This is a genomic window from Gallicola sp. Sow4_E12 (assembly GCF_052116305.1).
Taxonomy (GTDB): domain Bacteria; phylum Bacillota; class Clostridia; order Tissierellales; family Peptoniphilaceae; genus JBQKLI01.
In genome coordinates this window covers 82,832-109,351 of the sequence record NZ_JBQKLI010000002.1, presented here as the reverse complement: position 1 = coordinate 109,351, position 26,520 = coordinate 82,832, and the positions used below count along the sequence as shown (strand labels likewise).

The window sequence follows — 26,520 nt, the reverse complement described above, 5'->3', positions numbered from 1 at the left end:
AATAGACACTAAGTGGGTAATAAATGTTAGCGAGGAAAGAAAAGCAAGGATACATAAAGAAGTCTCTAAAGAAACATCAAATAAATGTATTAAAATTTAAAGGAGGTCTATATGACTAAGAAAATACAATTAGGTTTAGTACCCAGGTTAATTCTTGCAATTATCTTCGGTATTGCCATCGGACAAATGAAGTTTATTCCAGAGGTTGTAATCAGGGTACTGGTAACATTTTCCAGCTTGTTTAGCGTGTTTTTGAACTTCGTTATTCCGTTGATGATTATCGGATTTGTAGTGAAAGGAATTGCGGATTTAACGGATGGAGCAGGGAAACTTCTTGGAGTTACAGCGTTAACAGCTTACGGATCCACTATCATCGCAGGATCTATTGCCTATATTGTTGCTTCCAACTTCTTTCCAACGTTTATAACAGATGAACTGGTTCAAAAGATTTCCCAAACAGGGGAAGGTCTTCAAGCTATTTTTACGATACCCCTTGAACCGATGCTTGATGTTACAGCGGCAATCGTTTTTGCTTTTATGATGGGCCTTGGTATTTCTTGGCTAAAAGGACAAGGGAAAGGGCAGGCTTTATACGAGGTATTCGATGACTTTGGAGAAATTATTATTAAAGTTTTAAATAAGGTTATTATCCCGCTTTTACCTATTTACATTGCAGGAAACTTTGCGAATATGAGTTATGCAGGATCAGTATTTAGTGTTCTTTCTGTATTTTGGAAAGTATTTATTATCGTAATCGTTATGCATTTGCTCTATATTTCATTTTTATTTGTCGTGTTTGGAACCTATGCTGGGAAAAATCCAGTCAAGCTTATTAGAAATCAAATTCCTGGATATATGACTGCGATCGGAACACAGTCTTCTGCAGCGACCATTCCTGTTAATATAAAATGTGCTGAAGCAAATGGTGTATCCGAGGATATCCGAAATTTTGTTGTTCCTTTATGTGCCACGATTCATCTTGCAGGAAGTATGATAACGATTACTTCTTGTGCAACGGCAGTTCTACTCATGTATAATATGCCTCATGAGTTTACGATGATCTTAGGTTTTATTATGATGCTGGGTGTTGCTATGGTTGCAGCGCCAGGGGCTCCGGGAGGAGCTATAATGTCAGCTCTTCCTTTCTTGCCGATGGTTGGAATTTCAACAGAAGTACTTCAACAGCTGATGATCACCTTATATCTTACTCAAGACAGTTTCGGAACAGCAGCGAATATATCTGGAGACAATGCAATTGCAGTCTTTATTGATAAGTTTTATAATAAGCATATTAAGACAAAGACAAAAATAGAAACAGCAACTGAAAGGCCGGTATCAAAAATAGAATAAACCGGTGTTTCAATGTTGCAGAGGGTAAGATGAAGGTAAAAGTTAAAACGCAGGAATGAGGCAAGACCTTAGGACATACCCGAAAAGAGATGGATTCTGTTTCAGAAGAGGCGAGTATGGGGTTGGACTGCGGAGATCCCAGGAAAAAGCTGAACCCAAACCGGGGAGATGATTATTAATCTTAGCTGGAACGAATGTGTTTACTGCATCGATGAAGGCGGAAGATTAAGTTCATCTTATCAGCATAGATATGACAATAGTCCTGTTTCGATGTTTACAGGACAGGCAGAAAAGAGAAGTAAGAAATAAGAAATAAGAAAGGTTGATGAATATAATAGAAATAATATCAGGAAACTCAGTGCTTCATACCCTAATCTACGGAACAATATACTATATTTTTATAGTTGTACTGCTTCGAGTGTCGGGAAAAAGGTCATTATCAAAGCTCAATTCATTTGATTTCATTGTGACAATCGCGTTAGGATCCATCTTTGCAACAGTTATCACTGACAAGTCAATATCCTTGGTGGAAGGGCTGGCAATGATTTCAATACTTGTTGTTCTTCAGTTTATTATCACCTTTTTATCATCAAGATTTGATGGATTCAACAAAATGATCAAATCGGAACCGACGCTTGTTTTTTATAAAGGCGAATTTCTTAAAAAGAGAATGAAAAAAGAGAGGGTTGCGGAAGACGAGATTATGCAGGCTGTTAAGAATTCGGGAAGCGGATCAATGGAGGAAGTTGCCGCTGTTGTATTGGAAACAAATGGAACTTTTTCTATAGTGAAATCAGAAGGTGAATTGTTGAAAGAGATTGGAAGATCCGTTGATAAAATATAGTTGCAGGCTGTGCTTAATTTAAAACACTTCACCTTGTATTATAGTTCTTAATAAAATATATAGGTTTTGATGCGAAGTGTTTTACAGGTGGAATGACGTTTGCAGTATTTTTTTATAAGGCCTATAATAAACCTAGAACAATGGATTATGAAGATATGCATGCTTTTGGCAGTCCGATAATTAAAATCAAGAAAGGTTTGATATAGATGAAAGAAAATGACATTAAAAAATCTGTTGCAGACTTTTACAAAGATATTGCTTCGGATAAGAAAAAGGTAAGAGTTAAAACAAAGGAATTAGGCAAGGCCTTAGGATATACCCAAGAAGAGCTGGATTCTGTTCCAGAAGAGGCGAATATGGGATTGGGCTGCGGAAACCCTCAAGAAAAAGCGGAACCAAAACCAGGCGAGACGATTCTTGATCTTGGCTGCGGAAAGGGAATGGATGTATTTATTGCCGCAAAAAAGGTTGGAGCATCCGGGCATGTAATCGGCGTGGATATGACATTAGAAATGGTACAAAAGGCTCGCATGATCGCTGAAAAAAGGAAATTTACAAATGTTGAATTTCGTCTAGGAGAGATCGAATTTCTTCCTATAGCAGACAACAGCATCGATCTTGTTCTCAGCAACTGTGTTATTAATCTTGCGACAGACAAGAGTATTGTCTATAGAGAAATTTTAAGAGTTTTAAAAAAAGGCGGGAGAATCGGGATTTCGGATATTACTTTGTCAGAACATCTTCCCCAAGAAGTCCTTGATGATCCTAGAATGTACGGCACATGAGTTGCAGGAGCATTAACTCTGGAAGAGCTAGAAAGGATTTTAAAAGAAACAGGTTTTGTGAATATTGATATTGAAACAAAAGTAGTTTCAGATGAATATGCAGGAAAATGGGGACTTAATATTGATTTAAAAAGATATTTAAGAAATTCTACGATTACAGCCTATAAAGCAATATCATAAAGATTAAAGGGCTAGAGTGTTGATTGCAATACTCTAGCTTTTCTTTTTTCAATAAAGGTTGATTCTAACAATATTCGGGTAAAGATTTAATATGAACTATAAAAGGAGGCAATATGAAAAATACATTATTAAGAGAATTAGCAGAAAAGACTCAAGGGCCTTTAGTTAGTATCTATTTGCCAACTCATAAAAGTTCCCCGGAGAATAAACAAGATCCCCTTCGATTCAAAAATCTTCTAAATAAAGCAGAAGAGAAATTCGAAGAAACAGAAGGGAAAGAGAGTAAAGATTTCTTTAAAGAAGCTCATAATCTTAAAGAAGACATCGATTTTTGGAACAATTCAACTGAAGGTCTCGCTGTTCTTATCGACGCCGAAAGAACACGTATCTATCGATTAGGAGGCCGGATAAATGAAAAAGTAGTAGTAAGCGATCATTTTGATATACTTCAGCTTATGAACTATTACGAAACACCGAATGACTATTATCTTTTAGATATCTCTAGGGACCGATACAGTCTCTTTTCCTTAATCAACGGAGAGATCAAGGAAGTAGAGACCCCTGGAGTGTGCGATAAATTCACAGATTTGTATGATGATAATGATAATGAAACGAATGTAAACTTTACAAGAAATACTTCAAATTCTCTCCACGGTCAGAAATCAAAACCGGAAGAGGATGAAAAGGATATGGAAAAATACTATCGTTATCTTGATAAAGAACTAGGAGAATTTTTCAAAGACAGTACTCTTCCAGTTATCTTATTCGGGACGACAGATAGTGTTGCATCTTTTTCGGAAAGTGCAGACAGTATTCCGATCTACGAAAAAATCGAGAAGCCCTTCGACTCTATTCCTATCAATGAAGTGGTAGATACTTTAAGGGAAAAACTCCTTCCTAAATATATTGAACGAATTAATAAGAGAATTGAAGGACTTCATACTGAAATTGCAAACGATAGAGGAACGAAAGATCTCGAAGAAATTAAAAAGGAAGCTCATACCGGAAAAATTGAAACGCTATTTGTTTCAACAAAATTTGATGATGCAGAGATTGAAAAAATTGTTTCTTCTGTTATGGCAGCAGGAGGAGAAATCGTCCTTGTTGACAGCGATCAGTCCGAGTTTGAACTAGGTATCGGGGCAAACTACCGTTATTAATATCAGTATAAAAAAAGAAAAGCAGATGAAATAAAAGAAGGAATGCCTTTAGAGGGTTCCTTCTTTTATTTGGGGTTAAAGTAAAAAAAGAGTATAATAATTTTGTAAGACAATACTATATTGGGAATAAATGATTTATAAATTATATATATAAGGAGACATAAGTATGGAACTATTAGAATTACTAAGAAATAGAAGAAGCTATCGAAAAGAGTTTTCATCCCGCAAGGTGACAAAAGAAGAACTGAAGACTATTTTAGAAGCAGCTTTTCTTGCTCCCTCAGGATGCAACTTGCAGTCGGCACGTATGATCGGGGTTTTAGAAGAAGAAAAAGTAAAGAAAATAGCGGATATTTATGGTTTTGAATGGGCGAAAACTTCAACTGCATGCGTGGTTATTGCTACAAAAGCAATGGCGTTGAAAGGAAAAGGGCCTAGCAGGCATAAAGAGGATTTTGGAGCAGCGCAGAAAATTTATTATTGGCAGTAGAAAACCTTGGTCTTGCGACAACTTGGATTCAAGGTCAAATTGAAAACGAAAAGGGTGCAGAAATCGGAAAACTCTTGAATGTACCTGAAGATTATACGGTAACAGGTTATTTTCCAATCGGAGAACCTGTCACTGAAGTCAAAGGTCCTAAAAAAATGGAGTTTAGCGAACGATGTTTTATAGATGAATTCGGAAAAGGATTTAAAGAATAGAAGTTAACTTTTGGGGATATGGAGTATTAGACAGATCCGCAAAAGAGACGGCTCTAATGTTGGAATCTAAAAATTCCTATGAAGTTTTTATAGAAGATAGTGAAAAGAGCGGATAGAAGGAGGCGAATATGTTAGAAATAAAAGGCGTGTCGAAGTCTTTTCCAGGGGTAAAGGCTGTGGATGATGTATCTGTTACGATAGAGCCGGGTGAAATTCTAGGTCTGATCGGCCAAAATGGTGCTGGGAAAACAACCTTATTCAGAATGATATTAAAACTTTTGAAGATGGACTCCGGCGAAATATTGTGGAATGGCGGAGAAATTAACGAAAAAGTATTAGACGAAATCGGATTTCTGCCCGAAGAAAGGGGTCTTTATCCCAAGAGAAAGATTGAAGATCAGATTCTTTTCTTCGCAGAACTGCGCGGGAAACGGCGTTCTGAAACAGCTGAAAAAATCGACGGATGGTTTGAAGAGCTTCAGGTAAAAGGGAAGAAGACCGATAAAATCAAGACATTATCCAAAGGAAACCAGCAGAAAGTTCAGCTGATCTGTACATTGATACACGAGCCGAAACTGATTATATTAGATGAGCCTTTTTCCGGTCTTGATCCTGTGAATGCAGGTCTTCTTGCAAAAAGTATAAAAAAGGCAAAAGAGAGAGGGGCATCGATCATTTTTTCCAGCCATAATATGGAAAATGTTACAGATATCTGCGATAAGGTATTGATGTTGAAAGATGGGCGGAATGTGTTAAGCGGTACTCTTCAAGAGGTTCGAAATCAGTTTCCAAAGGATCGGGTGTTTGTAGAGACTGATTTATATACTTTTGACGAGTTGTTGTCTTTAGAAGGAGTTGTATCTGGGAAGGTGCTTCCTTCCGGAATAACAGAACTTATCCTCGAAAAGGAAGAATACGGTAAAGAATTATTCCAATTATTGTCGAAAGATGGTTTCATCCAAACATTCAGCCAGCAGTCCCCAGACCTTGATGAGATTTTCAGAATGAAAGTAGGTGAAGAAGATGCGTAAACTATGGGTTGTAGCGAAAGATGCGTATTTGCAGACTGTAAAATCCCTTTCCTTTGTAATATTGCTTCTTCTTCCCATTATAATCGGAGCAGTTATTGCAGTAATATCATTTTTTGCAGCGGCGAGTGCTATGAATACAAATCGAGACGTTGCATTAATAGGAGAGTCCGCTCATTATGAGGAGATTCAGAAGATAATAGGTGATAACTGGAAATTAAATACAGAAATTACAACACAAGAAGAGGCTGAAAAGTCTTTAAGAGAAGATGATATCTCCGGATACTATCAAATTAATGAATCCGATGGGAATGTTCAAATCAGATTCATTAATCGAAATGACAGCCCGGATATGAGTCAAACGAAGATACAGTCGGAACTCCATGATCTAGAGCGGAGAGAAAGTGCGAAGAGTCTCGGTTTAACAGAAGAAGAGATTGCTCAAATAGATAAGTCGGATTGGAATATCGAGACGGTTACGAAAACCTATGGTCCAGAAGGTGAAGAGTCTACTGTTGATCTCAGCAGAAAATATATTGGACTTGGAATTGCATATGTTGTGGTTTTTGGAATGTTTATGTTTATAACAAACTATGCATCCATTATTGCAACGAATATTGCTCAAGAAAAAGGAACTCATATAATGGAAATACTTCTGTCCTGCAGCAGCCCGATGACACAATTTTTCGGGAAGATCCTTGGTGTATCATTGGCGATATTTACACAGATAGCGATCTATTCTATCGTAGGGGTTATTACAATATTAACCTTCCCCTTTGATAATTTGCCATTGCCGGAAGGTGTTGCAATACCTTCCTTAGGAGGGTTTACAGGGCTTATCATACCGGCAGTATTTATGTTTATTATCGGATGTTTTACGTATATTGTTTTAGCTGCGATGTTCGGTTCTTTTGTATCAAAGGCAGAGGATGCGCAGAAGGCTATGACTCCAATGATGATTCCTTTAATTGCAGGATTTTATATAGGAATGTTTTCATTAAATTCACCGCAAGCTTTGTTTGTAAAAGTGACCTCGTTCATTCCCTTCTTTACACCTTTTATTATGCCCTTTAGAATTGCAGGAGGTACAGCTTCCCAGGTAGAAGTCTGGTTGTCTATTTTAGGAATGGTGCTTTTTGCTGTATTGGTTTTATTCCTGTCTATGAAAATATATAAAAAATCTGTGTTGGATTATGACGATTCAAGTCTTTTTGCAAAGGTGAGAAGAGCGTTATGGGGTTAAATAATTTATTGTTTTTTGATTAAAAGCAAGAATAGCCATTGAATTTAAGGAGAGAGTGTATGATTGAAAAAGTTTTTCCGCTAGAGTACAGCGAGGAGAAGATGATTCAAAAAGTGGTGTATGACGAAAATATTCATTATCTTCATATGCTGTTTAATAAAAATGAAGGGCTTCCAGAACATTTTTCTAATTCAAATGTGTATATGACTGTTGTAAAAGGAACGTTGTCTATCGGTCTTGATGATCAAGAAACTCATGAGTATAGAGCTGGAACTCTACTAAATATTCCTAAAGATATAAAAATGAACGTGACAAACCTTCATGAAGAGCAGCTGGAACTGATTGTAGTGAAAGCTCCGGCTCCAGAAAAGCAATAATCAAAAACTAAGTGCTTGCAAGCACTTAGTTTTTTTGTAATAAAAGAAGAATAAGTTAAATCGTTTTTCATGTAGAAGATCGGGTATATAATAAACAGTTTGAGTATATAAATTCTCACGAAAGGAGTATTTATGAAATATAATTCAATAATTATCGGTTTTGGAAAAGGGGGAAAGACATTAGTTGCGGATTTAGCAAAATCTGGAGAAAAAGTTGCCCTAATTGAAAAATCAGCTAAAATGTATGGCGGAACCTGCATCAATGTTGGATGTCTTCCATCTAAATCTTTGGTAAAAAACGCAGAGCTGGCAGTTTTAAAAGATGGAGACTTCAATATAAAAGCAGACTTTTATAAAAAGGCGGTTGAAGAAAAGAACAATATGACCGCAATGCTTCGGAAAAAGAACTTCGATAAGCTGGATTCTTTAGAAAATATAGATATTATCAATGGAGAAGCAGCCTTTATAGATCAGCATACAGTTTGCGTTTCTACGGATAATAATGAAGAGAGGCTGGAAGGAGAAAAGATCTTTATCAACACGGGTGCTTATCCTTTTATTCCTTCAATAGACGGGATAGAAGGAAATCCGAATGTATTTACCAGCGAATCACTGATGGACTTGGAAGATCTTCCGCGTAGATTGACGATTGTCGGCGGCGGATATATCGGATTGGAATTTGCTTCAATGTATGCTTCCTTTGGAAGCGAAGTCACCGTATAGACAGCTCTGAGGAGTTTTTAAAGAGAGAAGATACAGATATTGCAGAAACGATCCGTGAGATTCTTGAAAATAAAGGCATTAAAATCATCAGCGGAGCAAGAGCGAAAAATGTTGAGGCAGACACTCTTTACTATGAAAAAGAGGATGATCGTTTTTCTATAGAACAAACGAAAATACTGCTTGCAACAGGAAGAAGACCAAATATCGAAACATTGAATCTAGAAAAAGCAAATGTAGAAGTTACAGATAGAGGTCTTATAAAAGTTGATAAACATTATAAAACAACAGCAGACAATATCTGGGCTATGGGTGATGTAGCAAGCTCCCTTCAATTTACCTATATCTCTCTAGATGATTACCGTATTGTTCGATTTGCTGTACTTGAAAAGGGAGAGTATAATTTAGAAAAACGTAAAAATGTGCCCTATTCTGTATTTACCACTCCTAGTTTTTCTAGGGTTGGGATAAATGAAAAGGAAGCAAAAGAACAAGGTATAGAATATCAGCTCTTTAAAATACAGGCTGCTGCTATTCCAAAAGCCAGAGTCTTGGACAGTCCGGAAGGAATACTAAAAGCCCTTGTTGATCCAAGCACAGGGAAGATTTTGGGAGCGATGCTTCTTTGCGAAGAATCTTACGAAATGATCAATACTGTAAAGCTTGCTATGGATTTGGAAGCAGAATATACCGTTTTGAGAGACAATATCTATACCCATCCTACGATGACAGAAGCTTTAAATGATTTATTTAAAAACTAGCGGCAGTTATTTTATTTGAATAGATGGGTATAAAAAGATTAAGAAAATAACAAAATAAAATGGAGGAACTATTATGTTAAAAGTTGGGGATAAAGCACCTGATTTCACATTAGAAGATCAATCAGGGGAAAAAGTTCAGTTATCGAAATTACAAGGGAAGAAAGTGTTAATATCTTTTCATCCATTAGCATGGACTTCTGTATGTACAGATCAAATGAGAGCCTTAGAAAGTCATTTTGATAAAATAAAAGAAAAAGGCGTTTCTGAAGTCTTAGGAATATCAGTAGATGCTCAGCCGACAAAAAGCATTTGGGCAAAGGGATTAAGTCTTGAAAATATTAAAATCTTAGCAGACTTTGAACCAAAAGGACAAATGGCAAAAGATTATGATCTTTTTAATACAGATTTAGGAACAAGCGAAAGAGCAAATCTATTAATAGATGAAGATGGAAAAATTGCGTGGATTAAAAAATATGAGTTATCAGAACTTCCTTCCATTGAAGAAGTCTTAGAGAATATTTAAAATTTCGGGAGTGGAAATTTTCCACTCCTCTTTTTGTACATATAAAAGACAGAGAGGGTTAAGGGTAGAGAGATGAAGAGTCCAGAGATTATCATTAAAACAATCGGAACTTTTAAAGGACCGATTGCTGAAGTCTGCTGTGATGAAGTTGTCGTTTTTGAAGGACAATCCGCGCTGGATCTGATTATTAATGTGAGCTACGAAACGGACACGGAAAAGATGGTCATCGATAAAGAGATGATTGCAGAAGAGTTTTTTGATTTGGATACAGGATTAGCAGAAGAAGTTCTTCAAAAATCAGTAAACTATCAAATAAAAATAGCTATATGCGGAGATTTTTCAGCTTATGATCGACAGTCTTTTAAGAGATTTGCAGAAGAAAACAATCAAGACGCATATTTCTTTTTCGCTGAATCTTTAGAAGAAGCGATAAAAAAGCTTGAAGAGATTTAAGAAAGGGAGTACATCTGTGATTTTAGAAATTTTACAAAAGCGTTTCGAAGAGCACTCCTACCGTCATGAAGAGATAGAGTGGAAAACGGTGGAAGAGAGACTTTTAAAACAAAAGGGCAAACTTCTTTCTCTTCAAAAAATGGAAGAGACAGGAGGAGAGCCGGATGTTATGGGAATTGATGAAAATACAGGGGAATATTTATTCTGCGACTTTTCTATCGAAACACCTTCTGGCAGAAGAAAAATTACTTATGATCTAGAAGGAGAAGAAAAAAGAAATAAAAAGAAAGTATATCCTGAGGGGAATCCTGTTTCCATGGCAAGGGAGCTTGGCATCGAAATTTTGACTGAAGGGCAATATCGTATGCTTCAGGAGAAGGAAAAGGTAGATTTAAAATCTTCCAGCTGGCTTAAAACACCGGAAGAAATTCGAAAGCTTGGGGGAGCGGTTTTTGGGGACTGCAGATACGATCATGTTTTTATTTATCATAATGGAGCAGAATCTTTTTACAGCTCCAGAGGTTTTCGCGGGATACTAAGAGTGTAAGGAAAGAGGAGTCTTATGAATATTGCATTAATTGCTCATGACGAAAAGAAAGGGCAGATTGTAGACTTGGCCATTGCCTATAAAGAAGTTTTAGAAAAATATAAATTATATGCGACTGGAACGACAGGTTTAAGAATTATGGAGGCAACTGGGCTTGAAATCCATCGTTTTAATTCTGGTCCCTTAGGAGGAGATCAGCAGATCGGCGCTCTGATTTCTACAGGAGAAATGGATCTTGTAATCTTTTTAAGAGATCCCTTGACAGTGCAGCCTCATGAACCGGATGTAAGCGCCTTGATAAGATTATGCGATGTTCATAATACTCCTCTAGCAACGAATTTAGGAACGGCATCTGCACTTTTAAGAGGTTTAAAAGAAGGCTATTTCGACAGTGATCCTTTTAAGTAAGAGGTTTAAACAGAGTGCAGCCCTTCGTTTCCAGCCAAGAACGGTGTTTTACCGCTCTTGGGAAAAGAATTGTATCACTTCATAGTCTTTTGTGAATAAAATATATAATCCAGCAAAATAAAAGGTTATAACACAATTTTTACTTAAAGAGGGCTATAGGATGGGTGTTTTGACAGCGAGCTTATTAATTAAAAGATAAAGGAATAAAGATTTAGGAGGGATACATATGCCTTGGACAGAAAAAGATTATCCAGATTCTTGGAAAAACTTTGATCCTGAAACTCGGAGAAAAGCAATTGATATCGCCAACGCAATGATTAAAGAAGGGTATGAAGAAGGCCAAGCTATACCTATTGCTACGAAGCAAGCGAAGGAATGGGTAAAAGACGCATCTGAAGAAGAGCTTAAGGATTTGAAAAAGAAAGATATTACAAAACACAAAGCAGATGGGGACGGACCAAAATATATGAACAAAGATGTAGAAGTCCGTTACCGTGAGGATGAAAAAATGTGGGAAGTAAAGTCCAAAGGAGCAAAACAAGCGGACTCTCTTCATAAGACAAAAAAAGAAGCAATAGAACGAGCCGAACATATTGCAGAAAATAGAGAAAAAGATGTTATCTCTCATAAAAAGAAGGAGTAAAGAGCGTTGAAACAGTATGAAGTATTATAGAGGGGAGTTAAGAGAGAAATATGGAACGTGTTTCTTTTGAGATTAAAAAAAGTATCGACTTTACCATAACCAGGAAAGCCGACAGTAAAAATTATTCACACATTAAAAAAATACATCAGCGTTTCTTTAAATAGAAATGCTGATGTATATAATGATTAACATCTTAATCTTTATCTAGAAAGTGAAATGCATAACTTTTCTAAAGAGGGTATAAAGCATTCGTAATTTATCTTTCACACAAAAGAAAAAGGGCGTACCTCCGATTTCTTTCTTAACTCCATGCTTCACTCTTTCTTTTATAATCCTGTTTTTTCAACAGCTTCTTTTATAACCTGTATAGTTTTTTCAAGTTTTCTTTTTTCTTCTTCATTCATTTCCGGAACCACAGTGTAGTGTTTTCCCTCTCGACCAACTACAGTAGGGGCAGAATAATAGATTCCTTCATTTTCATCATAGGAAGATACAGAAAGAATAGAGTGTTCATCCCTTAAGATGGCTTCGGCAATTCTTCGTACAGCTAAAGAGACGGCGTAGTTTGTGTAGCCTTTCTTTTCAATGATTTGGTAGGCACTGTTTTTTACTTCTTTGGTAATTTCTTTTTTTATTTCTTCTAAAGCACATCCATGTTCTTTTGCAAAATAATCTAAACGCATACTTCCAACAGAAGCTGCAGACCACATAGGAAATTCGCTATCCCCATGTTCTCCCATGATATGGGCATGAACATTTCTGGCATCGATATCGAAACGTTCAGAAAGAACATGGCGAAGGCGGGAGGAGTCAAGAACAGTTCCGCTTCCTAAAACATGGTTGGAGGAGAGTCCGGATAATTTCCAAGTGACATACGAGAGTACATCAACTGGATTTGAAACTACGAGTAGAATCGCATCTGGAGAGTATTTCACAATTTCCGGAATCATTTCTTTGAAAATTTTCACATTTTTCTCAATTAAATCTAAGCGTGTTTCTCCTTCTTTTTGACTGGCACCTGCAGTAATAATAACTAAATCAGAATCTTTAGTATCTGGATAGCTGCCGGCCCTAAGATCTACACTTCGAACAAAAGCAGCTCCATGAGATATATCCATCGATTCCCCTTTTGCTTTATCTTCGTTGATATCTACAAGTACAATATCCGAAGCCATACCGCTTTCTGTTAAGCTGAATGTGATAGCAGATCCTACAAATCCCGCACCAATAACTGATATTTTATTCGTTTTAAACATTAGAAAACCTCCTGTTTTTGCTAGATAATCCTAGGATCATCCTATCATTATAAAGAGGAAGAGTCAATGAAATCGATTATCAATGACGAAGTCGGATAAATGGAACAAATAGAGATATAATAGAACAAAAAGGAGAAATGATATGGAACTACTTGTTTTGAAGAATGAATTTTCAGTGTGCCAAGTAGAGGATTATTCTCAAGTAGATTTTGAAAGAGAGTATATATTTACAGCACAAACAACGGATGAAAAATCTTTGTTATGCAGAATCAAAGATATTCCAAAGAATGTTATCCAAAAAGAAAAGGGATGGAGGGGACTCAAGATAGAAGGTGTTCTGGATTTTAGTCTGAAGGGAATATTATATCGGATTTCCAAAATATTATACGATGAGAATATTGGGATTTTTGTAGTTTCAACTTACAATACAGATTATATCTTTGTAAAAGAAGAAGATTTAGAGCTTGCGGTACTCTCATTAGAAAAGGGACAGTATAAAATAAAAAGGGAATGCTTATAAATTTAGAAAGGGGATAAGATCTTTCACAATATTTTTATAAATAAAGGAAGGTTATCCCTGTAATTTTAAGACAAGGACTGCTAAGATCAAGCTGGAGAATGTTTTGGCATATGAAAGAAAGGAGATTAGTGATAGCTTTTAAATTGTTATTTATGTAATTGATTTATCTTAGTAAATTGACAAAGACTTTAGATTTATCTATAATACTAATATATTCAAGAAGCAGCTGCCTTAAGGATTGTAAAAACGTTAACTTAGTATAAAAATTGAGCTTATAAATTCAGTCATATCCTTGTAGTACAGGAAGATAGGCAGATTTAGAGCTATGATGAAACCGCTTTCGGAGGGGCGGGAAAAGGTATCCATAGTCCAAGGGATCTAAGAATGTACAGAGGCATAGTCAAAACAGCAGAAAGCTGCTTGAAGAATAGGATATGAATTAAAGTATGTTTCATAAGAATTTGGAGTACGAAAATCCACTTCAGCAAAATTTCCGATTTTAAAATCCAAGGAGGATATTATGGGAGCAGAACATGACAGAGTAATGGGGATTGCGAACAGCTTTCCGATGTGGCTGGCAGCTGGGATAGCAATTGCGCTGGCTTTAGTACAGGCATTTATATTTTATAAAAAATCAATCACTGCAGGCAAAGAGCTGGGGATTACAGAGGAGCAGATAAAAAGTGCAAGAAGATCAGCATTTATTACATCAATCGGACCGTCTATAGTAATTTTATCAGGGGTGTTGGCTCTAATGGTAACCATCGGAGGGCCTATGGCATGGATGAGACTTTCCTTTATAGGGTCACTGATGTTTGAAATGATGGCAGCAGGTTTTGGTACCGGTGCGACAGGTGTTCAGCTGGGCGTTGACCCTATGACAGAAGCAGCTCTCGGAACGGCTGTTTGGACCATGATCTTAGGTTCTATCGGATGGATCATTATGTCTGGTCTAACAACGGACAAGATGAGTAAGATTCAGGACAAATTTACAAAAGGAAATGCAGCTATTGTTGGTATTATATCAACATCAGCTTTGCTTGGAGCATTCGGTGCTTTAGTAGCACCGCATCTATTATCGATGAATGCAAACACAGTGGCAGCTATTGCAGGTGCTGCGATAATGTTGGGATTATCGATGTTTGAAAAAAGCGGAAAAGCACCTAGATGGCTAAAAGAATGGGCACTTGCTATAGCGCTTTTTGGCGGTATGATCATCGCAGTAATAGCAAGCTAAGGAGGATACAAAATGGATAAAAATAATTATTTTGAAGGTGTTTATATACCGGAGATTATTAAACTTGGTAAATTGACTAGTTTATTGGGAGTATTAGTTTCTTTCGGACCTGCTTTAGTCTTAGCGGCATTTTATGGAATTATTCCCCCTTGGGGAGCGGTAGGGCAAGCATTTATTAATATCGCAGGGGCAGTTGGTGTTATTTGGATCATAGAGCCGATCTCTTACTTCCCGATATTAGGGGTGCCTGGAAACTATCTGGCATTTATAACAGGAAACATTTCAAACCTTAGAGTTCCATCTGCTACGGCAGCACAAAATGCAACGGGATATGAACCGGGAACGCATGAAGGAACGATTGTTGCGACGATCGGTATGGCTGTTTCAGTCGTTGTAAATATCGTTATACTTGCAGCAGGTGTGTTCGCTGGAAATGCGATCTTATCCTTGCTTCCTGAAAATGTTCTATCAGCATTAAACTTTTTATTGCCGGCACTTTTTGGAGCGTTGTTTGTACAGTTTGCAATAGCAAAGTTGAAACTGGCACCTATCGCTTTAGCAATATCTATTGTGTTGACGATATTATCACAAAAAGGAATTACACCATCCTTCTTAACTACATTAGTAGCAGTGTTTGGTACGATGGCGATAGGAATCTTTATGGAAAAAGGAAAAGCTTAATAAAAATAAAATCGGAAATGAGAAAAGACAGTACAGGCGATTCAACACCTGCGCTGTCTTTTTTAGTGTTATAAAACCCCAGGAGCATAAAGGAAAATGACAGGATTTGAATTGAAAGATTGGTATCTTATAGCCTTATTACATATAATATAAATAGTTCTCCAAAGAAATGGAAAGAAATAGAAGGCTAATCTTTCCTACTGAGAAGGATAAGAAAAGAAGGGAATCATGTTATGACATTACAGCAGTTAAAATATATTATCACAGTAGCTGAAAAAGGAACCATCAGCGAAGCGGCTAAGGAACTTTTTATTTCTCAGCCAAGTCTTACGAATGCAATTAAAGAGCTGGAAAAAGAGATGGGAATTAAAATCTTTCATCGTACAAACAGAGGGATTACCATCACGAATGACGGGGATGAGTTTTTAGCTTATGCAAGACAAGTAATCGAACAGGCAAATCTTTTAGAAGAGAAATATTTAAACCGAACGGACCACAGTACAAGATTTTCAGTATCCTGCCAGCATTATTCTTTTGCAGTAAATGCCTTTGTAGATGTGATACGGGAATTTGGAGGAAATAAATACGACTATACTTTAAGAGAGACACAAACATACGAAATTATAGAAGATGTGCAAAGGCTTATCAGCGAGATCGGGATTTTATATACTTCTTCAAAAAACGAAGAGATTATTATGAAGCTCTTAAAGAAAAACGATCTCGTTTTTGAAGAACTTTTAGTGGCAAAACCTCATGTTTTTATTAATTCGAACCATCCTTTAGCAGGAAGAGAAACTCTTAGTTTAAAGGATCTTGAAGACTATCCTTATCTATCCTTTGAACAGGGGGAGTATAATTCTTTTTATTTTTCGGAAGAAATATTAAGCACATTAGACCGCAATAAAAATATTAAGGTAAGAGATCGGGCGACTTTATTTAATCTTGTAGTAGGACTCAACGGCTATACAGTAAGTTCTGGAATTATAAGCAAAGAGCTAAACGGAGCCCATATTATAGCAAAACCGTTGATGGTAGAGGAGTATATACGAATAGGAGTGATTACAAAAAAGAATATGGTGCTAAGCCGATATGGGAAAGCTTATATGAAAGCTTTAAGGATTCATACGAGTAAGTTTTAAAAGTTAGCCATAGAAAAAAGCTATAACAAAGCATGATTATTATGTATTATTCAAAGAACCTAATAGATACTATTATGAATTTATTATTTGAAGAATAAAAAATTCTTCAAGAGAGGAGATTTGAATATGAAAACATCGATCATTGGTTTTCCCAGAATCGGCGAAAGCAGAGAATTAAAATTTGCATCGGAAAAGTACTTTAGAAAAGAGATAGACGCAGAGGATCTGGAAGAACAAGCTAGAGATCTTAGAAAAAAACACTGGAATTTTCAAAAGGAGAAGGGTATCGATTCTATTTCTTCTAATGACTTTTCTTATTACGACACGGTCTTAGATACATCTGTATTATTTAATATCGTTCCAAAGAGATATCAAGATTTGAATCTGTCTTTACTCGATACATATTTTGCTATGGCAAGGGGTTATCAAGGAATAGAGGGAGATGTAAAAGCTCTAAGTATGAGAAAATGGTTTAATACGAATTATCATTATATGGTTCCTGAGATCGACAAAGATACAGAGATTAAGCTTAAAGGAGAAAAAATATTTCAGGAATATTTAGAGGCTAAAAAAGCTGGTGTTGAAACAAAATCTGTTTTAACGGGACCTTTTACATTCCTTAAGATCTCGAAAGTAGAAAAAGGGGCTGATTTGGACAAAATTATCCCCGACTTAACAAAAGTATATGCGGATCTTCTAAAAAAAGCCGAAGAAATCGGGATCGAATGGCTGCAGTTGGATGAACCTTCTTTAGTCTTAGACCTATCTCAAGAAGATAAAGAACTATTCTCTAAAATCTATCAAGAGTTGTTAAAAGAAAAAGTAAATTTAAAATTCATTTTACAAACGTATTTTGGAGATATAAGAGACTGCTATAAAGAAGTTATCGAGTTTCCCTTTGACGGGATCGGGCTGGATTTTATAGAAGGAAAAAAGAGTTTAGAATTATTAAAAGCTTACGGTTTTCCAAAAGGAAAAACGCTTTTTGCAGGAATTATAAATGGCAAAAATATTTGGAAAAATTCTTATGAAAAATCTTTAGAGATTCTTAAAGTATGTTCTAAAATAGCGGAAACTATTGTGATTAATACTTCCTGCTCTCTGCTTCATGTCCCCTTTAGCGTAAAAGCGGAGAAAAGCTTATCAAAGGATATTACAAAACATTTCTCTTTTGCCTTAGAGAAGCTGGAAGAATTAAAGGACCTAGCTGAAATCTCATCTTTAGAAGAAGCAAAAAAATCCGAAGCGTATAAGGAAAATAAGGATTTATTCAAAGAGGAGAGAGACTGCAAGGATGATGCTGTCCAAAAGAGAGTCTCTTCTATAACAGAAGAAGATTTTTCGAGAAAGTCTGATTTTTTCGAAAGAGAAAAAATACAAAAACAGCAGTTTGATTTTCCTTTATTTCCAACGACAACGATCGGTTCTTTCCCTCAGACAAAAGATGTAAAGAAAAATCGCAAAGAGTATCGCACAGGAGTTATTTCTAAAGAAGAGTATATTTCCTTTAATCAAAGAAAAATCCAAGAATGGATCGCTATCCAATAAGAGATCGGTCTTGACGTCTTCGTTCATGGAGAATTTGAACGAAACGACATGGTGGAATACTTCGGAGAATCTTTAAAGGGTTATGTTTTACAGAAAAAGCATGGGTTCAGTCCTATGGAACAAGATGTGTAAAGCCGCCGATTGTATGGGGAGATATTTCCAGAGAAAAACCGATCACTGTGGAATGGTCGACTTATGCACAATCTTTAACGAAAAGACCTTTAAAGGGAATGCTCACAGGACCTGTAACGATATTAAACTGGTCCTTTCCTAGAGAATACATTTCCTTAGAAGAGTCTGCTATTCAAATTGCTCTTGCAGTACGAGATGAAGTGCTTGATTTAGAAAAAGCAGGACTTTCTATCATACAAGTAGATGAAGCAGCTCTTCGGGAAAAACTTCCATTAAGAAAAACGCAATGGGATAGGGAATACCTTGACTGGGCGATAAAAGCCTTCCGTCTTGTCCATAGCGGGGTACAGAAAGAAACGCAGATACACACACATATGTGCTATAGCGAATTTACAGATATTATTATCGCAATAGACAATATGGATGCGGATGTGATCACTTTCGAAGCTTCTCGTTCGAACTTAGAGATTCTAGAGGCACTTAAAGAAAATCATTTTAAAACAGAAGTCGGTCCTGGAGTATATGATATCCATTCGCCTAGGGTTCCTTCTGTAGAAGAAATAAAAAGAGTAATCGAAAAGACAATACAAAGAATTCCAAAAGAGAAAGTATGGGTGAACCCGGACTGCGGACTGAAAACAAGAGGAGTAGAAGAAACAATACCAAGTCTTAAGAATTTAGTAAAAGCAGCAAAGGAATTAAGAGAAGAATATTAAGAGAACTGCGGCAGAATGTTTTCAGCAAAGAAGGAAAGTGCAAAAGAAAAGCACTTTCCTTTTTTATAATGCAAAGGAGAACTTTTCTAGATAACATAAAAAACGGTATAGATCAAAACCTTAGTACCATTTATTCTTACAAAAATAGCGATTCAAAGGTATTTAAAGATAAATCACTTTCATCACCAGAAGTTCAATGATACTGTCAACTTTACATGGATTTAATCGATTTTAGATGCAAAAGAGTTTTGTTTCAGTTATAGTATATAAGTCTATAAAGAATTTCTGAAGATGAGGTGATGATAGAGTGAGAAAAAGAAATAAAAAGTTTGTTATGAATGATTATTTAGCAGGAGGGATTTTTTTAGAACTTTTAATGGTATCGATTCATAAATATTTTTTCGAAATACCGATATTATTGCTGATTCTACTTTTAGGAGCCGCGTTAATTCTTATTATAATAGGTTTATCAAAAGGAAGAACATAGGAATAGAAGGATAGAAGGAATTGGAGAATATTCAATTCTTTTTTTGTGAGAATATAAAGGTTGTAGAAAGTAAGATTCAAGAGTTTTAAAATACTTTAGATGAATCTTTAGCATCAATGATAACAGTATAAACTTGAAGGAATTAGTATAACTAAAGTATTAAAACTCATCTTTTTTTTATATGAAAAACTATGGTATGATAATGCAATCACAGATACTAGGGGGATCAGAGGTTCGTTTCTTCGTCTATATATTAAATTAACGATACTGTAGCTTAAAGAAACGGATATACTTTCTTTAGGATCGAATCAAAAAAATGTATAAAAATCTCATAATTGATTTTTAGCATTGATAAAAGGAGGGTTTATGGCAGCGCCAGAACAAAGAAAGAAAGTTGAGAGATATAGATGGTTGGTGTGGGGGATACTAGCGTTAATGTATACCTTTGTTGCCTTCCATAAAATGGCAGCAGGAGTCGTAAGACCAGCATTAGAGAATTCGTTCGGTATTGGCGCCTCGGAGTTTGCGATGATCAGCTCCATGTACTTTTATGCATATTTTATAATGCAGATTCCATCAGGGGTATTCGCTGATACATTAGGTCCAAAGAAAACAGTTACTTACTTTTCGATATTAGCAGCATTAGGGTCAATGCTATTTGGATTTTCACCGAATCTTTATCTTGCCTATGCAGGTCGTTTTATGGTTGGTGTCGGTGTATCCGTAGTTTTTGTATGCATTATAAAAATACAGTCCCGCTGGTTTTATGCAAAACAGCTGGCTTTTATGATGGGTATGGTTGGATTGACGGCTAATTTAGGTGCTCTTTTGGCACAAACGCCTCTGTTGATTGTATCTCAGAGAATCGGATGGAGAGCAACTTTTATCGGCATGGGTGTTATTATGCTTGTCTTTGCTATTTTAACTTGGATTTTTGTAAAGAATGATCCTTCAGAAATGGGTCTTCCAAGCATGGAAGAGCTGGAAGGAAGACCTGCGCCAAACCCTGCGGCAAAAAGAATTACTATAGGCAAAGCTTTAAAATCCGTATTAAGCAATCCGAAAACTTGGGTTTTATCTCTTGCGTTTGTAGGACTTTATACAGGTTATGTTATTCTTTTGGGAACTTTCGGCGGAGCGTTTCTATCGGTTAAATACGGATATTCCCAAGAGACAGCATCGAATTTGATCATTGCATCTGTTGTTGGTTCCACTGTGGGTGGACTTGTCATCGGCTCTTTTTCAGACAAACTAAAGAAGAGAAAAATTGTATTAATTCTAACTGAAGTTGCTACATTAGTATTATGGCTGATGTATTTATATGTTAATATACCAAATGTAATTGCTATGGGAGCTTTACTATTTGTTTTAGGATTTATTATGACAGGTTTTACCTTAACCTGGACGATGTCGAATGAAAGCAATGATAGAGGGCTGCCAGGGATTGCAACAGGTGTTGTAAACTGTGTTGGTTTTGCAGGGACAGCGATTATACCTGTACTTATGGGGAATCGTCTGGATGCACTAGGAAATAATCTAGAAGGGTATTTAAATGCATTTTTTATCTTCATTGCCGTTATGATTATTTCAACTGCTGCCTCGTTCTTTACAACAGAAACAAATGCTGAAAATATTTACAAAAGCAAATAAAATGCATTATATTTAATAAGCAGTCTGTTTTTAAAGATTGCTCATTTTTTTATGGGGTATAATTATAGAAAGACATGTAACAGGAATAAAGGAGGTTTTTATGACAAGTACAATAGAAAAAGCAAAAAATATCGAATCCTATATCATTGATTTTAGAAGAGAGCTTCATCGCAATCCGGAATTAAGCGGTCAGGAAGTTGAAACTCAAAAGAAAATCATGAGAGAACTGGATAAACTGGGTATTCCTTACAGAAAAGCGGGAAATACCTCTTTGATCGCTACAATTAATGAAGGAAAAGGCAAAGTTGTAGCACTCCGAGCCGATACAGATGCACTTCCAGTGTTGGAACAGGCGGATGTAGACTTTAAATCTGAGATCAAAGGCAATGCCCATGCCTGCGGACATGATGCTCATACGGCGATGCTTTTAGGAGCTGCCCGTATTCTTTCTGAAATGAAAGAGGAACTGCCTGGAGAGGTGAGACTCTTTTTCCAAGAAGGAGAAGAGACCTTTACTGGAGCAAAACTAATCGTAGAAGCTGGCGGAATGGAAGGAGTCGATGCGGCTTTTGGTATGCATGTATTTACATTCTTTAAAGATAAAAAGCTTCCTATAGGCACCTTCGACATGACGCCCGGCTATCGAATGGCAGGCTGCGATACGATTTATGTAAAGTTCGAGGGAGTATCAGGACATGGTTCTGCCCCTCATTTAGCAAAAGATACGATTCATCCAGCTGCGATGTTTGTAACAGATATTCAAAGCATTATTGCTAAAAACGTAGATCCTCAGCAAGCCTGTGTTTTAAATGTGGGCCGCTTCCATGGAGGAACAAAGGCGAATGTTGTATCAAAATATACAGAGCTGGATATTTCTATGAGATATTTTGATCAGGAAGCAAGGGAAGCCCTTCATGCAGGAATACGAAGACATGCAAAAGCCATTGCTGAGATGTATGAAGTTCAGGTAGATGTAAATATCGAAGAAAGTGCATTAAGTCTTTTTAATGATGAAAAACTTGCTCTTATGGCACAAAAATCAGGAGACAAAGTCTTCGGAGAAGGAAAACGCATTGAGTTTGATAGAAATATGGGTTCAGAAGATATGCCATTTTATCTACAGAAAAGCCCAGGATGCTACGCCTTCTTAGGAATCTATAATGAGGAAAAAGAATCCGTATATTTCCCTCATCATGAGCGTTTTAAAGTAGATGAAGACGCATTAAAATACGGAGCAGCTTATCACGTTCAGTTTGCTTTAGACTTTTTGAATGGAGAAGCAGATTAAAAAGTGAAAACGGGGTCAGGCGTTCGTTTTGTTCGTTTGTGAATGTTTTTAACGAGAAACTGTATAGATAGAAAACTAAAAAGATATCAGTCTTTCTACAAACAGATAAATGGACATAGGAAGATCGTTCTCTCTTATTTTTATAAAAAGCTTCTTCGAGGAACAAGGTTTAAAACTTGCAGGATTATTTTATAGAAAAGAAAGGCGATGGATTTTCTCTTTTCCACTATAACTCCACTCTTTTACTCTTCATTTTCACACTCTTTATTAAAAATTACGGCCTGCAATCTGCAGGTCTTTTATTTTGTTTTAAATTCGGGGTATAGTATCATTAGATGTAAACATGGACGTGAAGGAGAGAGATCGATATGTTAAAGGTTCAAAACGAAATAGGAAGATTACAAAGAGTATTAGTTCATCCGCCAGGAAGAGAGCTTCTGAATTTAACACCGTCGACACTGGAAGAACTTTTATTTGATGATATACCTTATTTAAAAAAGGCTCAAGAAGAGCATGAAATATTTAGAAGGATTTTAGAGGGCCATTCTGTGGAAACTCTCTGCCTAGAGGATTTAATGGCTGAAACATTAGAACAAAATCCAGGACTGAAGGATTTGTTTTTAGACCAGTACCTTAAAGAAAGTTCGATTACAGCGCCCCATTATCGGGAATTGGTATTAGAGTATTTTAATGCGTTCAAAGACCCGAAAGAGCTGGTGCTAAAAACAATGGAAGGCATCAGCAGCAAAGAGCTGGAGATTTGCAAAACAAGCTGTCTTGTTGATGTTGTAAAAAGAGATACCCAGATGATTATCAACCCCATGCCGAATCTTTATTTTACAAGAGATCCTTTCTCTGTTATCGGCAAAGGAGTTTCTATAAACAAGATGCATTCTGCAACAAGAAGCCGTGAAACAATCTATGGAGATTATATTATAAAGCATCATGAAGATTTTAAAGATATCAAGCTCTATTACGGCAGGGATGATTTGTTCTCGATAGAAGGGGGAGATATTTTTAATTTCTCCGAAAAAATCATCGGGATTGGAATTTCGCAAAGGACTACCCCCGAGGCGATACAAGATATTGGGATGAGATTGTTTTATGATTTTGACACGAAAGTTGAAAAGATCATTGCTTTTAATATACCAAGCCTAAGGGCTTTTATGCATTTGGATACTGTTTTTACACAGATCGATAAAAATGCCTTTCTATATCATCCGGGAATTATGAGCAGTTTGAGAGTATTTGTATTAACGAAAAGTTCCGTTTCTTCAAGGGAACTTAAGATCCGGGAAGAAACAGGGAAGCTTTCGGATATATTGTCCTGCCATTTAGAGCTTGGCGACGTGAAACTTTTCCCTTGCGCCGGAGGAGACTATATTACAAGTCAAAGAGAGCAGTGGAATGACGGCTCAAACACCTTGGCTATAGCACCAAGAACTTTAGTCGTTTATGACCGGAACGAAGCAACGAATGAAATGCTCAAAGAAGAAGGCTATACATTGTTGGAAATGCCCAGTTCGGAATTGTCCAGGGGCAGAGGCGGGCCAAGGTGCATGTCTATGCCCTTAGAAAGAGAAAATTTGTAGGAGTTGTTATGCATCGAATTATGATCGTAGAAGATGATGAAATTATCTCTTCGGAAATTAAAAAGAATCTGAAACAGTGGAATTATGAGGTTTTTATAATAAAAGATTTTCAGAAGGTGATGGAAAGCTTTTTTGACTGCAGCCCTCATCTAGTTTTATTAGACGTATCTCTGCCTTTTTTTGATGGATATCATTGGTGTCAGGAAATTCGAAAGCTTTCTAAAGTGCCGATTGTATTTATCTCTTCCGCATCGGAAAATATGAATATTGTAATGGCTATGAATTTAGGCGGCGATGATTATATTCTGAAACCTTTTGACTTGACGGTGCTAGAGGCGAAGATCAAGGCGCTCATTCGAAGAACCTATGATTTTGGAAAAGGAACTGAAATTTTAGAGAAAGAAGGTTTGATTTTAAACTTAACAGAAATGACTGTAACCTATGAAAAAAAGACCGTAAATCTCACAAAAAACGAATTTAAAATATTGGAAACAATGTTAAAACAAGAAGGGATCATCCGCAGAGAAGAGCTGATGGAAAAGCTGTGGCAGTCTGATTATTATATCGATGACAATACTCTCACTGTAAATGTGGGTAGGCTTAGAAAGACTTTAAAAGAGCTCGGTGCCTCGAATGTTATTCATACCAAAAAAGGAGTGGGCTATTATGTGGGAAAGGAATAGTTCCATAACTTTTTTACAGTTTTTAAAAAACCGAATATCTTGGTGGTTTCATTTTTTGGTGATTCTTTTGATTTCTTTTATCGTTTTTTTATTTTTTGGACTTCCAGTAGAAGCAGTGCTTTATGCAGCTTTGCTAAATACAGTTTGTATTTCTATTCTGCTTATCGCCGAGTATAGAAATACAAAGAAAAGAGTAGAAAAGATCGATCTTTATAAGAAAATGGACTATATACCAGAGCATCTTGGAAAGACCGATGAGATAGAAAAGAAGTACGAAGAAGTCATAGAGTATTTAAGGGCAGGACTTCGCAAGAAAGATTCGAAAAATCAAAAGAAAATAAAGGAGCTGGAAGACTATTACAGACTCTGGACCCATCAGATCAAAACACCGATACAAGCTTTATATCTTTTGCTGGAAAATAGGGAGATAGATTCTTCTGCTGTTAAAAGAGAAGTTTTTAGAATCGAAGAATATGTAAACACCCTTTTGGCTTATTTATATATTGATTCGGAATTTTCGGATTATGTATTCAAAAATGTAGAGTTAGACGAAGTGCTTAGGGATTCTATCCGAAAGTATGCCCCTTTATTTATCCGCAAAAAGATTCGCATAGAATATGAAGAGATGGATACTTCTTTTATTACAGATGAAAAATGGCTTAAGTTTATTATCGATCAGCTTCTTTCAAATGCTTTAAAGTACACGAAAGAAGGACTCATAAAAATCTTCTGGAAAGACAACAGCATCTATATAGAAGACTCTGGGATTGGAATCGTGGAGGAAGATCTCCCAAGGATCTTCGAGAGAGGTTTTACAGGGGTTAATGGACGTATCGATAAGAAATCAACAGGCATTGGGCTTTCTTTATGCAAAGATATTTCTAAGGAGCTTTCCATTGAGCTTCGTGTAGATTCCAAAAGGGGTCAAGGAACAAGCTGCCGTCTAAAGATACAGGAAGAACAGCTGCAAAACAAATAAAAAACTCATCCTTACAAAAATGTCACTTAAAAGAGAAAAATGTAAGCCGAATCTAAGGCAGTACATGCTCTCTTTTTTTATACTTAGATTAGATAAAGAATAGACTGGAACAAAATAAAGGAGGAAATTATGAGTTTTTTAGAAATAAAAGAACTAAAGAAGGTGTACTTTACAAGAGTTGGAGGAAATCAGGTTACAGCATTAAAGAATATCGATTTTACAGTAGAAGAGGGTGAATATACGGCGATAATGGGAGAGTCGGGAAGCGGAAAGACTACATTGCTGAACACGATAGCTTTGTTAGACCAGCCTACGGAAGGAAAGATTCTTTTAAAGGGGAAAGATTTAGCCTCTATGAAGGATAAAGAAATCGCATCCTTTCGGAGAAATCACTTAGGATACGTATTTCAGGATTTTAATCTTTTAGATACTTTTACACTGGAAGACAATATTATGCTTCCATTAGTGCTGGCGGGAGAAGAGTATCAAAACATGAGAAACAAAATGATCCCTATCGCAGAGACTCTTTCTATAGATCATTTGCTGGAGAAGTATCCTTATGAAGTCTCAGGAGGAGAAAAACAAAGAGCCGCCGTTGCAAGAGCAATGATAACGAACCCAGACCTTATCTTGGCAGACGAGCCTACAGGTGCTTTAGATTCTCATTCTACGGATGAGCTTTTAAAATATTTTTCAGAAATCAATGATAAAGGCCAGACGCTTCTAATGGTGACCCATTCTGTAAAAGCAGCTTCTTTTGCGAAAAGGATACTATTTATTCAAGACGGCAAAATCTTTCATCAGCTCTATAAAGGAGAACGAACTCAGAAAGAGATGTACGAGGAGATTTCTCATACTTTGACAATGCTTACCAAAGGAGCAAAATAA

Annotated in this window: 29 protein-coding genes and 2 pseudogenes; 30 read left to right on the top strand and 1 reads right to left on the bottom strand. The window is 36.4% G+C overall.

Annotated elements, in window-relative coordinates:
- Window positions 1-111: 111 nt before the first annotated feature.
- The 18 genes and pseudogenes from ACTQ46_RS01710 to ACTQ46_RS01625 all read left to right on the top strand — a co-directional run bounded on the left by ACTQ46_RS01710 (window position 112) and on the right by ACTQ46_RS01625 (window position 11,724).
- Window positions 112-1,350 carry a dicarboxylate/amino acid:cation symporter gene (locus ACTQ46_RS01710; protein ID WP_441747027.1) on the top strand — a complete coding sequence of 413 codons (1,239 nt, stop codon included), beginning with the start codon at window positions 112-114 and terminating at the stop codon, window positions 1,348-1,350.
- Window positions 1,351-1,518: 168 nt separating this feature from the next.
- A complete protein-coding gene (locus ACTQ46_RS01705; RefSeq protein WP_441747025.1) occupies window positions 1,519-1,659 on the top strand; it encodes a hypothetical protein in 141 nt (46 codons plus the stop codon).
- Between the two features lie 16 nt (window positions 1,660-1,675).
- The gene (locus tag ACTQ46_RS01700; protein ID WP_441747023.1) at window positions 1,676-2,194 is read left to right on the top strand and encodes a DUF421 domain-containing protein; all 519 of its coding nucleotides are present in this window, start codon (window positions 1,676-1,678) and stop codon (window positions 2,192-2,194) included.
- 206 nt (window positions 2,195-2,400) lie between these two features.
- The gene (locus ACTQ46_RS01695; RefSeq protein WP_441747021.1) at window positions 2,401-2,979 is read left to right on the top strand and encodes a methyltransferase domain-containing protein; all 579 of its coding nucleotides are present in this window, start codon (window positions 2,401-2,403) and stop codon (window positions 2,977-2,979) included.
- A 57-nt stretch (window positions 2,980-3,036) separates the two neighbouring features.
- Window positions 3,037-3,159, top strand: a complete 123-nt coding sequence (locus ACTQ46_RS01690; protein ID WP_441747020.1) for a hypothetical protein — start codon at window positions 3,037-3,039, stop codon at window positions 3,157-3,159.
- A gap of 113 nt (window positions 3,160-3,272) precedes the next feature.
- Window positions 3,273-4,319, top strand: coding sequence for a baeRF8 domain-containing protein (locus ACTQ46_RS01685; protein ID WP_441747018.1), 1,047 nt, complete (start codon window positions 3,273-3,275; stop codon window positions 4,317-4,319).
- Between the two features lie 166 nt (window positions 4,320-4,485).
- Entirely contained in the window at window positions 4,486-4,809 is a 324-nt protein-coding gene (locus tag ACTQ46_RS01680) for a nitroreductase family protein (protein WP_441747016.1), read from the top strand.
- On the top strand, window positions 4,800-5,021 hold the full coding sequence (locus tag ACTQ46_RS01675; protein ID WP_441747014.1) for a hypothetical protein: 222 nt from the start codon (window positions 4,800-4,802) through the stop codon (window positions 5,019-5,021). The genes ACTQ46_RS01680 and ACTQ46_RS01675 overlap by 10 nt, the downstream gene beginning before the upstream one ends.
- A 128-nt stretch (window positions 5,022-5,149) precedes the next feature.
- Window positions 5,150-6,052 (top strand): ABC transporter ATP-binding protein, encoded by a 903-nt coding sequence (locus tag ACTQ46_RS01670; RefSeq protein ID WP_441747012.1) that lies wholly within the window; start codon window positions 5,150-5,152, stop codon window positions 6,050-6,052.
- Window positions 6,045-7,292 carry an ABC transporter permease gene (locus ACTQ46_RS01665; protein WP_441747010.1) on the top strand — a complete coding sequence of 416 codons (1,248 nt, stop codon included), beginning with the start codon at window positions 6,045-6,047 and terminating at the stop codon, window positions 7,290-7,292. The genes ACTQ46_RS01670 and ACTQ46_RS01665 overlap by 8 nt, the downstream gene beginning before the upstream one ends.
- Window positions 7,293-7,351: 59 nt before the next feature.
- Window positions 7,352-7,669 carry a cupin domain-containing protein gene (locus tag ACTQ46_RS01660; protein ID WP_441747008.1) on the top strand — a complete coding sequence of 106 codons (318 nt, stop codon included), beginning with the start codon at window positions 7,352-7,354 and terminating at the stop codon, window positions 7,667-7,669.
- A 132-nt stretch (window positions 7,670-7,801) separates the two neighbouring features.
- Window positions 7,802-8,673: pseudogene (locus tag ACTQ46_RS01655) on the top strand (FAD-dependent oxidoreductase); the annotation flags it as partial.
- A 24-nt stretch (window positions 8,674-8,697) separates the two neighbouring features.
- Window positions 8,698-9,150 (top strand): hypothetical protein, encoded by a 453-nt coding sequence (locus tag ACTQ46_RS01650; protein ID WP_441747208.1) that lies wholly within the window; start codon window positions 8,698-8,700, stop codon window positions 9,148-9,150.
- Between the two features lie 73 nt (window positions 9,151-9,223).
- Window positions 9,224-9,673: a redoxin domain-containing protein gene (locus ACTQ46_RS01645; RefSeq protein ID WP_441747006.1), complete on the top strand. Its 450-nt coding sequence runs from the start codon at window positions 9,224-9,226 to the stop codon at window positions 9,671-9,673.
- Between the two features lie 72 nt (window positions 9,674-9,745).
- Window positions 9,746-10,126 carry a DUF4180 domain-containing protein gene (locus ACTQ46_RS01640; protein WP_441747004.1) on the top strand — a complete coding sequence of 127 codons (381 nt, stop codon included), beginning with the start codon at window positions 9,746-9,748 and terminating at the stop codon, window positions 10,124-10,126.
- A gap of 16 nt (window positions 10,127-10,142) precedes the next feature.
- Entirely contained in the window at window positions 10,143-10,673 is a 531-nt protein-coding gene (locus ACTQ46_RS01635) for a DUF4256 domain-containing protein (RefSeq protein ID WP_441747002.1), read from the top strand.
- 15 nt (window positions 10,674-10,688) lie between these two features.
- Window positions 10,689-11,081, top strand: a complete 393-nt coding sequence (gene mgsA / locus ACTQ46_RS01630; RefSeq protein ID WP_441746998.1) for a methylglyoxal synthase — start codon at window positions 10,689-10,691, stop codon at window positions 11,079-11,081.
- A 226-nt stretch (window positions 11,082-11,307) separates the two neighbouring features.
- Window positions 11,308-11,724 carry a DUF2188 domain-containing protein gene (locus ACTQ46_RS01625; RefSeq protein WP_441746996.1) on the top strand — a complete coding sequence of 139 codons (417 nt, stop codon included), beginning with the start codon at window positions 11,308-11,310 and terminating at the stop codon, window positions 11,722-11,724.
- A 326-nt stretch (window positions 11,725-12,050) separates the two neighbouring features.
- On the opposite strand, the gene ACTQ46_RS01620 is transcribed toward ACTQ46_RS01625, so the two are convergent.
- Window positions 12,051-12,980 (bottom strand): L-lactate dehydrogenase, encoded by a 930-nt coding sequence (locus ACTQ46_RS01620; protein WP_441746994.1) that lies wholly within the window; start codon window positions 12,978-12,980, stop codon window positions 12,051-12,053.
- Window positions 12,981-13,122: 142 nt separating this feature from the next.
- Between ACTQ46_RS01620 and ACTQ46_RS01615 the strand changes: the two genes are divergently transcribed.
- The 12 genes and pseudogenes from ACTQ46_RS01615 to ACTQ46_RS01560 all read left to right on the top strand — a co-directional run bounded on the left by ACTQ46_RS01615 (window position 13,123) and on the right by ACTQ46_RS01560 (window position 26,520).
- Window positions 13,123-13,500 (top strand): ACT domain-containing protein, encoded by a 378-nt coding sequence (locus ACTQ46_RS01615; protein ID WP_441746992.1) that lies wholly within the window; start codon window positions 13,123-13,125, stop codon window positions 13,498-13,500.
- A 520-nt stretch (window positions 13,501-14,020) separates the two neighbouring features.
- Entirely contained in the window at window positions 14,021-14,737 is a 717-nt protein-coding gene (locus ACTQ46_RS01610) for a DUF5058 family protein (RefSeq protein WP_441746990.1), read from the top strand.
- 12 nt (window positions 14,738-14,749) lie between these two features.
- On the top strand, window positions 14,750-15,418 hold the full coding sequence (locus ACTQ46_RS01605) for a hypothetical protein (protein WP_441746988.1): 669 nt from the start codon (window positions 14,750-14,752) through the stop codon (window positions 15,416-15,418).
- Between the two features lie 233 nt (window positions 15,419-15,651).
- Window positions 15,652-16,557, top strand: coding sequence for a LysR family transcriptional regulator (locus ACTQ46_RS01600; protein ID WP_441746986.1), 906 nt, complete (start codon window positions 15,652-15,654; stop codon window positions 16,555-16,557).
- A gap of 126 nt (window positions 16,558-16,683) precedes the next feature.
- Window positions 16,684-18,953 (top strand): annotated as a pseudogene (gene metE, locus ACTQ46_RS01595) (5-methyltetrahydropteroyltriglutamate--homocysteine S-methyltransferase).
- Between the two features lie 307 nt (window positions 18,954-19,260).
- Entirely contained in the window at window positions 19,261-19,440 is a 180-nt protein-coding gene (locus ACTQ46_RS01590) for a hypothetical protein (protein ID WP_441746984.1), read from the top strand.
- A gap of 366 nt (window positions 19,441-19,806) precedes the next feature.
- Complete coding sequence (locus tag ACTQ46_RS01585) at window positions 19,807-21,090, top strand: MFS transporter (RefSeq protein ID WP_441746982.1); 1,284 nt, start codon at window positions 19,807-19,809, stop codon at window positions 21,088-21,090.
- A gap of 100 nt (window positions 21,091-21,190) precedes the next feature.
- On the top strand, window positions 21,191-22,378 hold the full coding sequence (locus ACTQ46_RS01580) for an amidohydrolase (protein WP_441746980.1): 1,188 nt from the start codon (window positions 21,191-21,193) through the stop codon (window positions 22,376-22,378).
- Between the two features lie 368 nt (window positions 22,379-22,746).
- Window positions 22,747-23,970, top strand: a complete 1,224-nt coding sequence (locus ACTQ46_RS01575) for an arginine deiminase (RefSeq protein ID WP_441746978.1) — start codon at window positions 22,747-22,749, stop codon at window positions 23,968-23,970.
- Window positions 23,971-23,978: 8 nt separating this feature from the next.
- The gene (locus ACTQ46_RS01570) at window positions 23,979-24,653 is read left to right on the top strand and encodes a response regulator transcription factor (protein WP_441746976.1); all 675 of its coding nucleotides are present in this window, start codon (window positions 23,979-23,981) and stop codon (window positions 24,651-24,653) included.
- Window positions 24,654-24,720: 67 nt separating this feature from the next.
- Entirely contained in the window at window positions 24,721-25,632 is a 912-nt protein-coding gene (locus ACTQ46_RS01565; RefSeq protein WP_441746974.1) for a sensor histidine kinase, read from the top strand.
- Window positions 25,633-25,761: 129 nt separating this feature from the next.
- A complete protein-coding gene (locus tag ACTQ46_RS01560; protein ID WP_441746972.1) occupies window positions 25,762-26,520 on the top strand; it encodes an ABC transporter ATP-binding protein in 759 nt (252 codons plus the stop codon).

Bases quoted from the DNA above. Each gene is read 5' to 3' on its own strand.
- ACTQ46_RS01695 (WP_441747021.1), top strand. From the start codon at position 2,401: ATGAAAGAAAATGACATTAAAAAATCTGTTGCAGACTTTTACAAAGAT.
- ACTQ46_RS01570 (WP_441746976.1), top strand. From the start codon at position 23,979: ATGCATCGAATTATGATCGTAGAAGATGATGAAATTATCTCTTCGGAA.
- ACTQ46_RS01680 (WP_441747016.1), top strand. From the start codon at position 4,486: ATGGAACTATTAGAATTACTAAGAAATAGAAGAAGCTATCGAAAAGAG.
- ACTQ46_RS01660 (WP_441747008.1), top strand. From the start codon at position 7,352: ATGATTGAAAAAGTTTTTCCGCTAGAGTACAGCGAGGAGAAGATGATT.
- ACTQ46_RS01585 (WP_441746982.1), top strand. From the start codon at position 19,807: ATGGCAGCGCCAGAACAAAGAAAGAAAGTTGAGAGATATAGATGGTTG.
- ACTQ46_RS01665 (WP_441747010.1), top strand. From the start codon at position 6,045: ATGCGTAAACTATGGGTTGTAGCGAAAGATGCGTATTTGCAGACTGTA.
- ACTQ46_RS01610 (WP_441746990.1), top strand. From the start codon at position 14,021: ATGGGAGCAGAACATGACAGAGTAATGGGGATTGCGAACAGCTTTCCG.
- ACTQ46_RS01710 (WP_441747027.1), top strand. From the start codon at position 112: ATGACTAAGAAAATACAATTAGGTTTAGTACCCAGGTTAATTCTTGCA.
- ACTQ46_RS01620 (WP_441746994.1), bottom strand. From the start codon at position 12,980: ATGTTTAAAACGAATAAAATATCAGTTATTGGTGCGGGATTTGTAGGA.
- mgsA (WP_441746998.1), top strand. From the start codon at position 10,689: ATGAATATTGCATTAATTGCTCATGACGAAAAGAAAGGGCAGATTGTA.
- ACTQ46_RS01600 (WP_441746986.1), top strand. From the start codon at position 15,652: ATGACATTACAGCAGTTAAAATATATTATCACAGTAGCTGAAAAAGGA.
- ACTQ46_RS01625 (WP_441746996.1), top strand. From the start codon at position 11,308: ATGCCTTGGACAGAAAAAGATTATCCAGATTCTTGGAAAAACTTTGAT.
- ACTQ46_RS01615 (WP_441746992.1), top strand. From the start codon at position 13,123: ATGGAACTACTTGTTTTGAAGAATGAATTTTCAGTGTGCCAAGTAGAG.
- ACTQ46_RS01705 (WP_441747025.1), top strand. From the start codon at position 1,519: ATGATTATTAATCTTAGCTGGAACGAATGTGTTTACTGCATCGATGAA.
- ACTQ46_RS01560 (WP_441746972.1), top strand. From the start codon at position 25,762: ATGAGTTTTTTAGAAATAAAAGAACTAAAGAAGGTGTACTTTACAAGA.
- ACTQ46_RS01605 (WP_441746988.1), top strand. From the start codon at position 14,750: ATGGATAAAAATAATTATTTTGAAGGTGTTTATATACCGGAGATTATT.
- ACTQ46_RS01580 (WP_441746980.1), top strand. From the start codon at position 21,191: ATGACAAGTACAATAGAAAAAGCAAAAAATATCGAATCCTATATCATT.
- ACTQ46_RS01645 (WP_441747006.1), top strand. From the start codon at position 9,224: ATGTTAAAAGTTGGGGATAAAGCACCTGATTTCACATTAGAAGATCAA.
- ACTQ46_RS01650 (WP_441747208.1), top strand. From the start codon at position 8,698: ATGGGTGATGTAGCAAGCTCCCTTCAATTTACCTATATCTCTCTAGAT.
- ACTQ46_RS01575 (WP_441746978.1), top strand. From the start codon at position 22,747: ATGTTAAAGGTTCAAAACGAAATAGGAAGATTACAAAGAGTATTAGTT.
- ACTQ46_RS01670 (WP_441747012.1), top strand. From the start codon at position 5,150: ATGTTAGAAATAAAAGGCGTGTCGAAGTCTTTTCCAGGGGTAAAGGCT.
- ACTQ46_RS01685 (WP_441747018.1), top strand. From the start codon at position 3,273: ATGAAAAATACATTATTAAGAGAATTAGCAGAAAAGACTCAAGGGCCT.
- ACTQ46_RS01640 (WP_441747004.1), top strand. From the start codon at position 9,746: ATGAAGAGTCCAGAGATTATCATTAAAACAATCGGAACTTTTAAAGGA.
- ACTQ46_RS01700 (WP_441747023.1), top strand. From the start codon at position 1,676: ATGAATATAATAGAAATAATATCAGGAAACTCAGTGCTTCATACCCTA.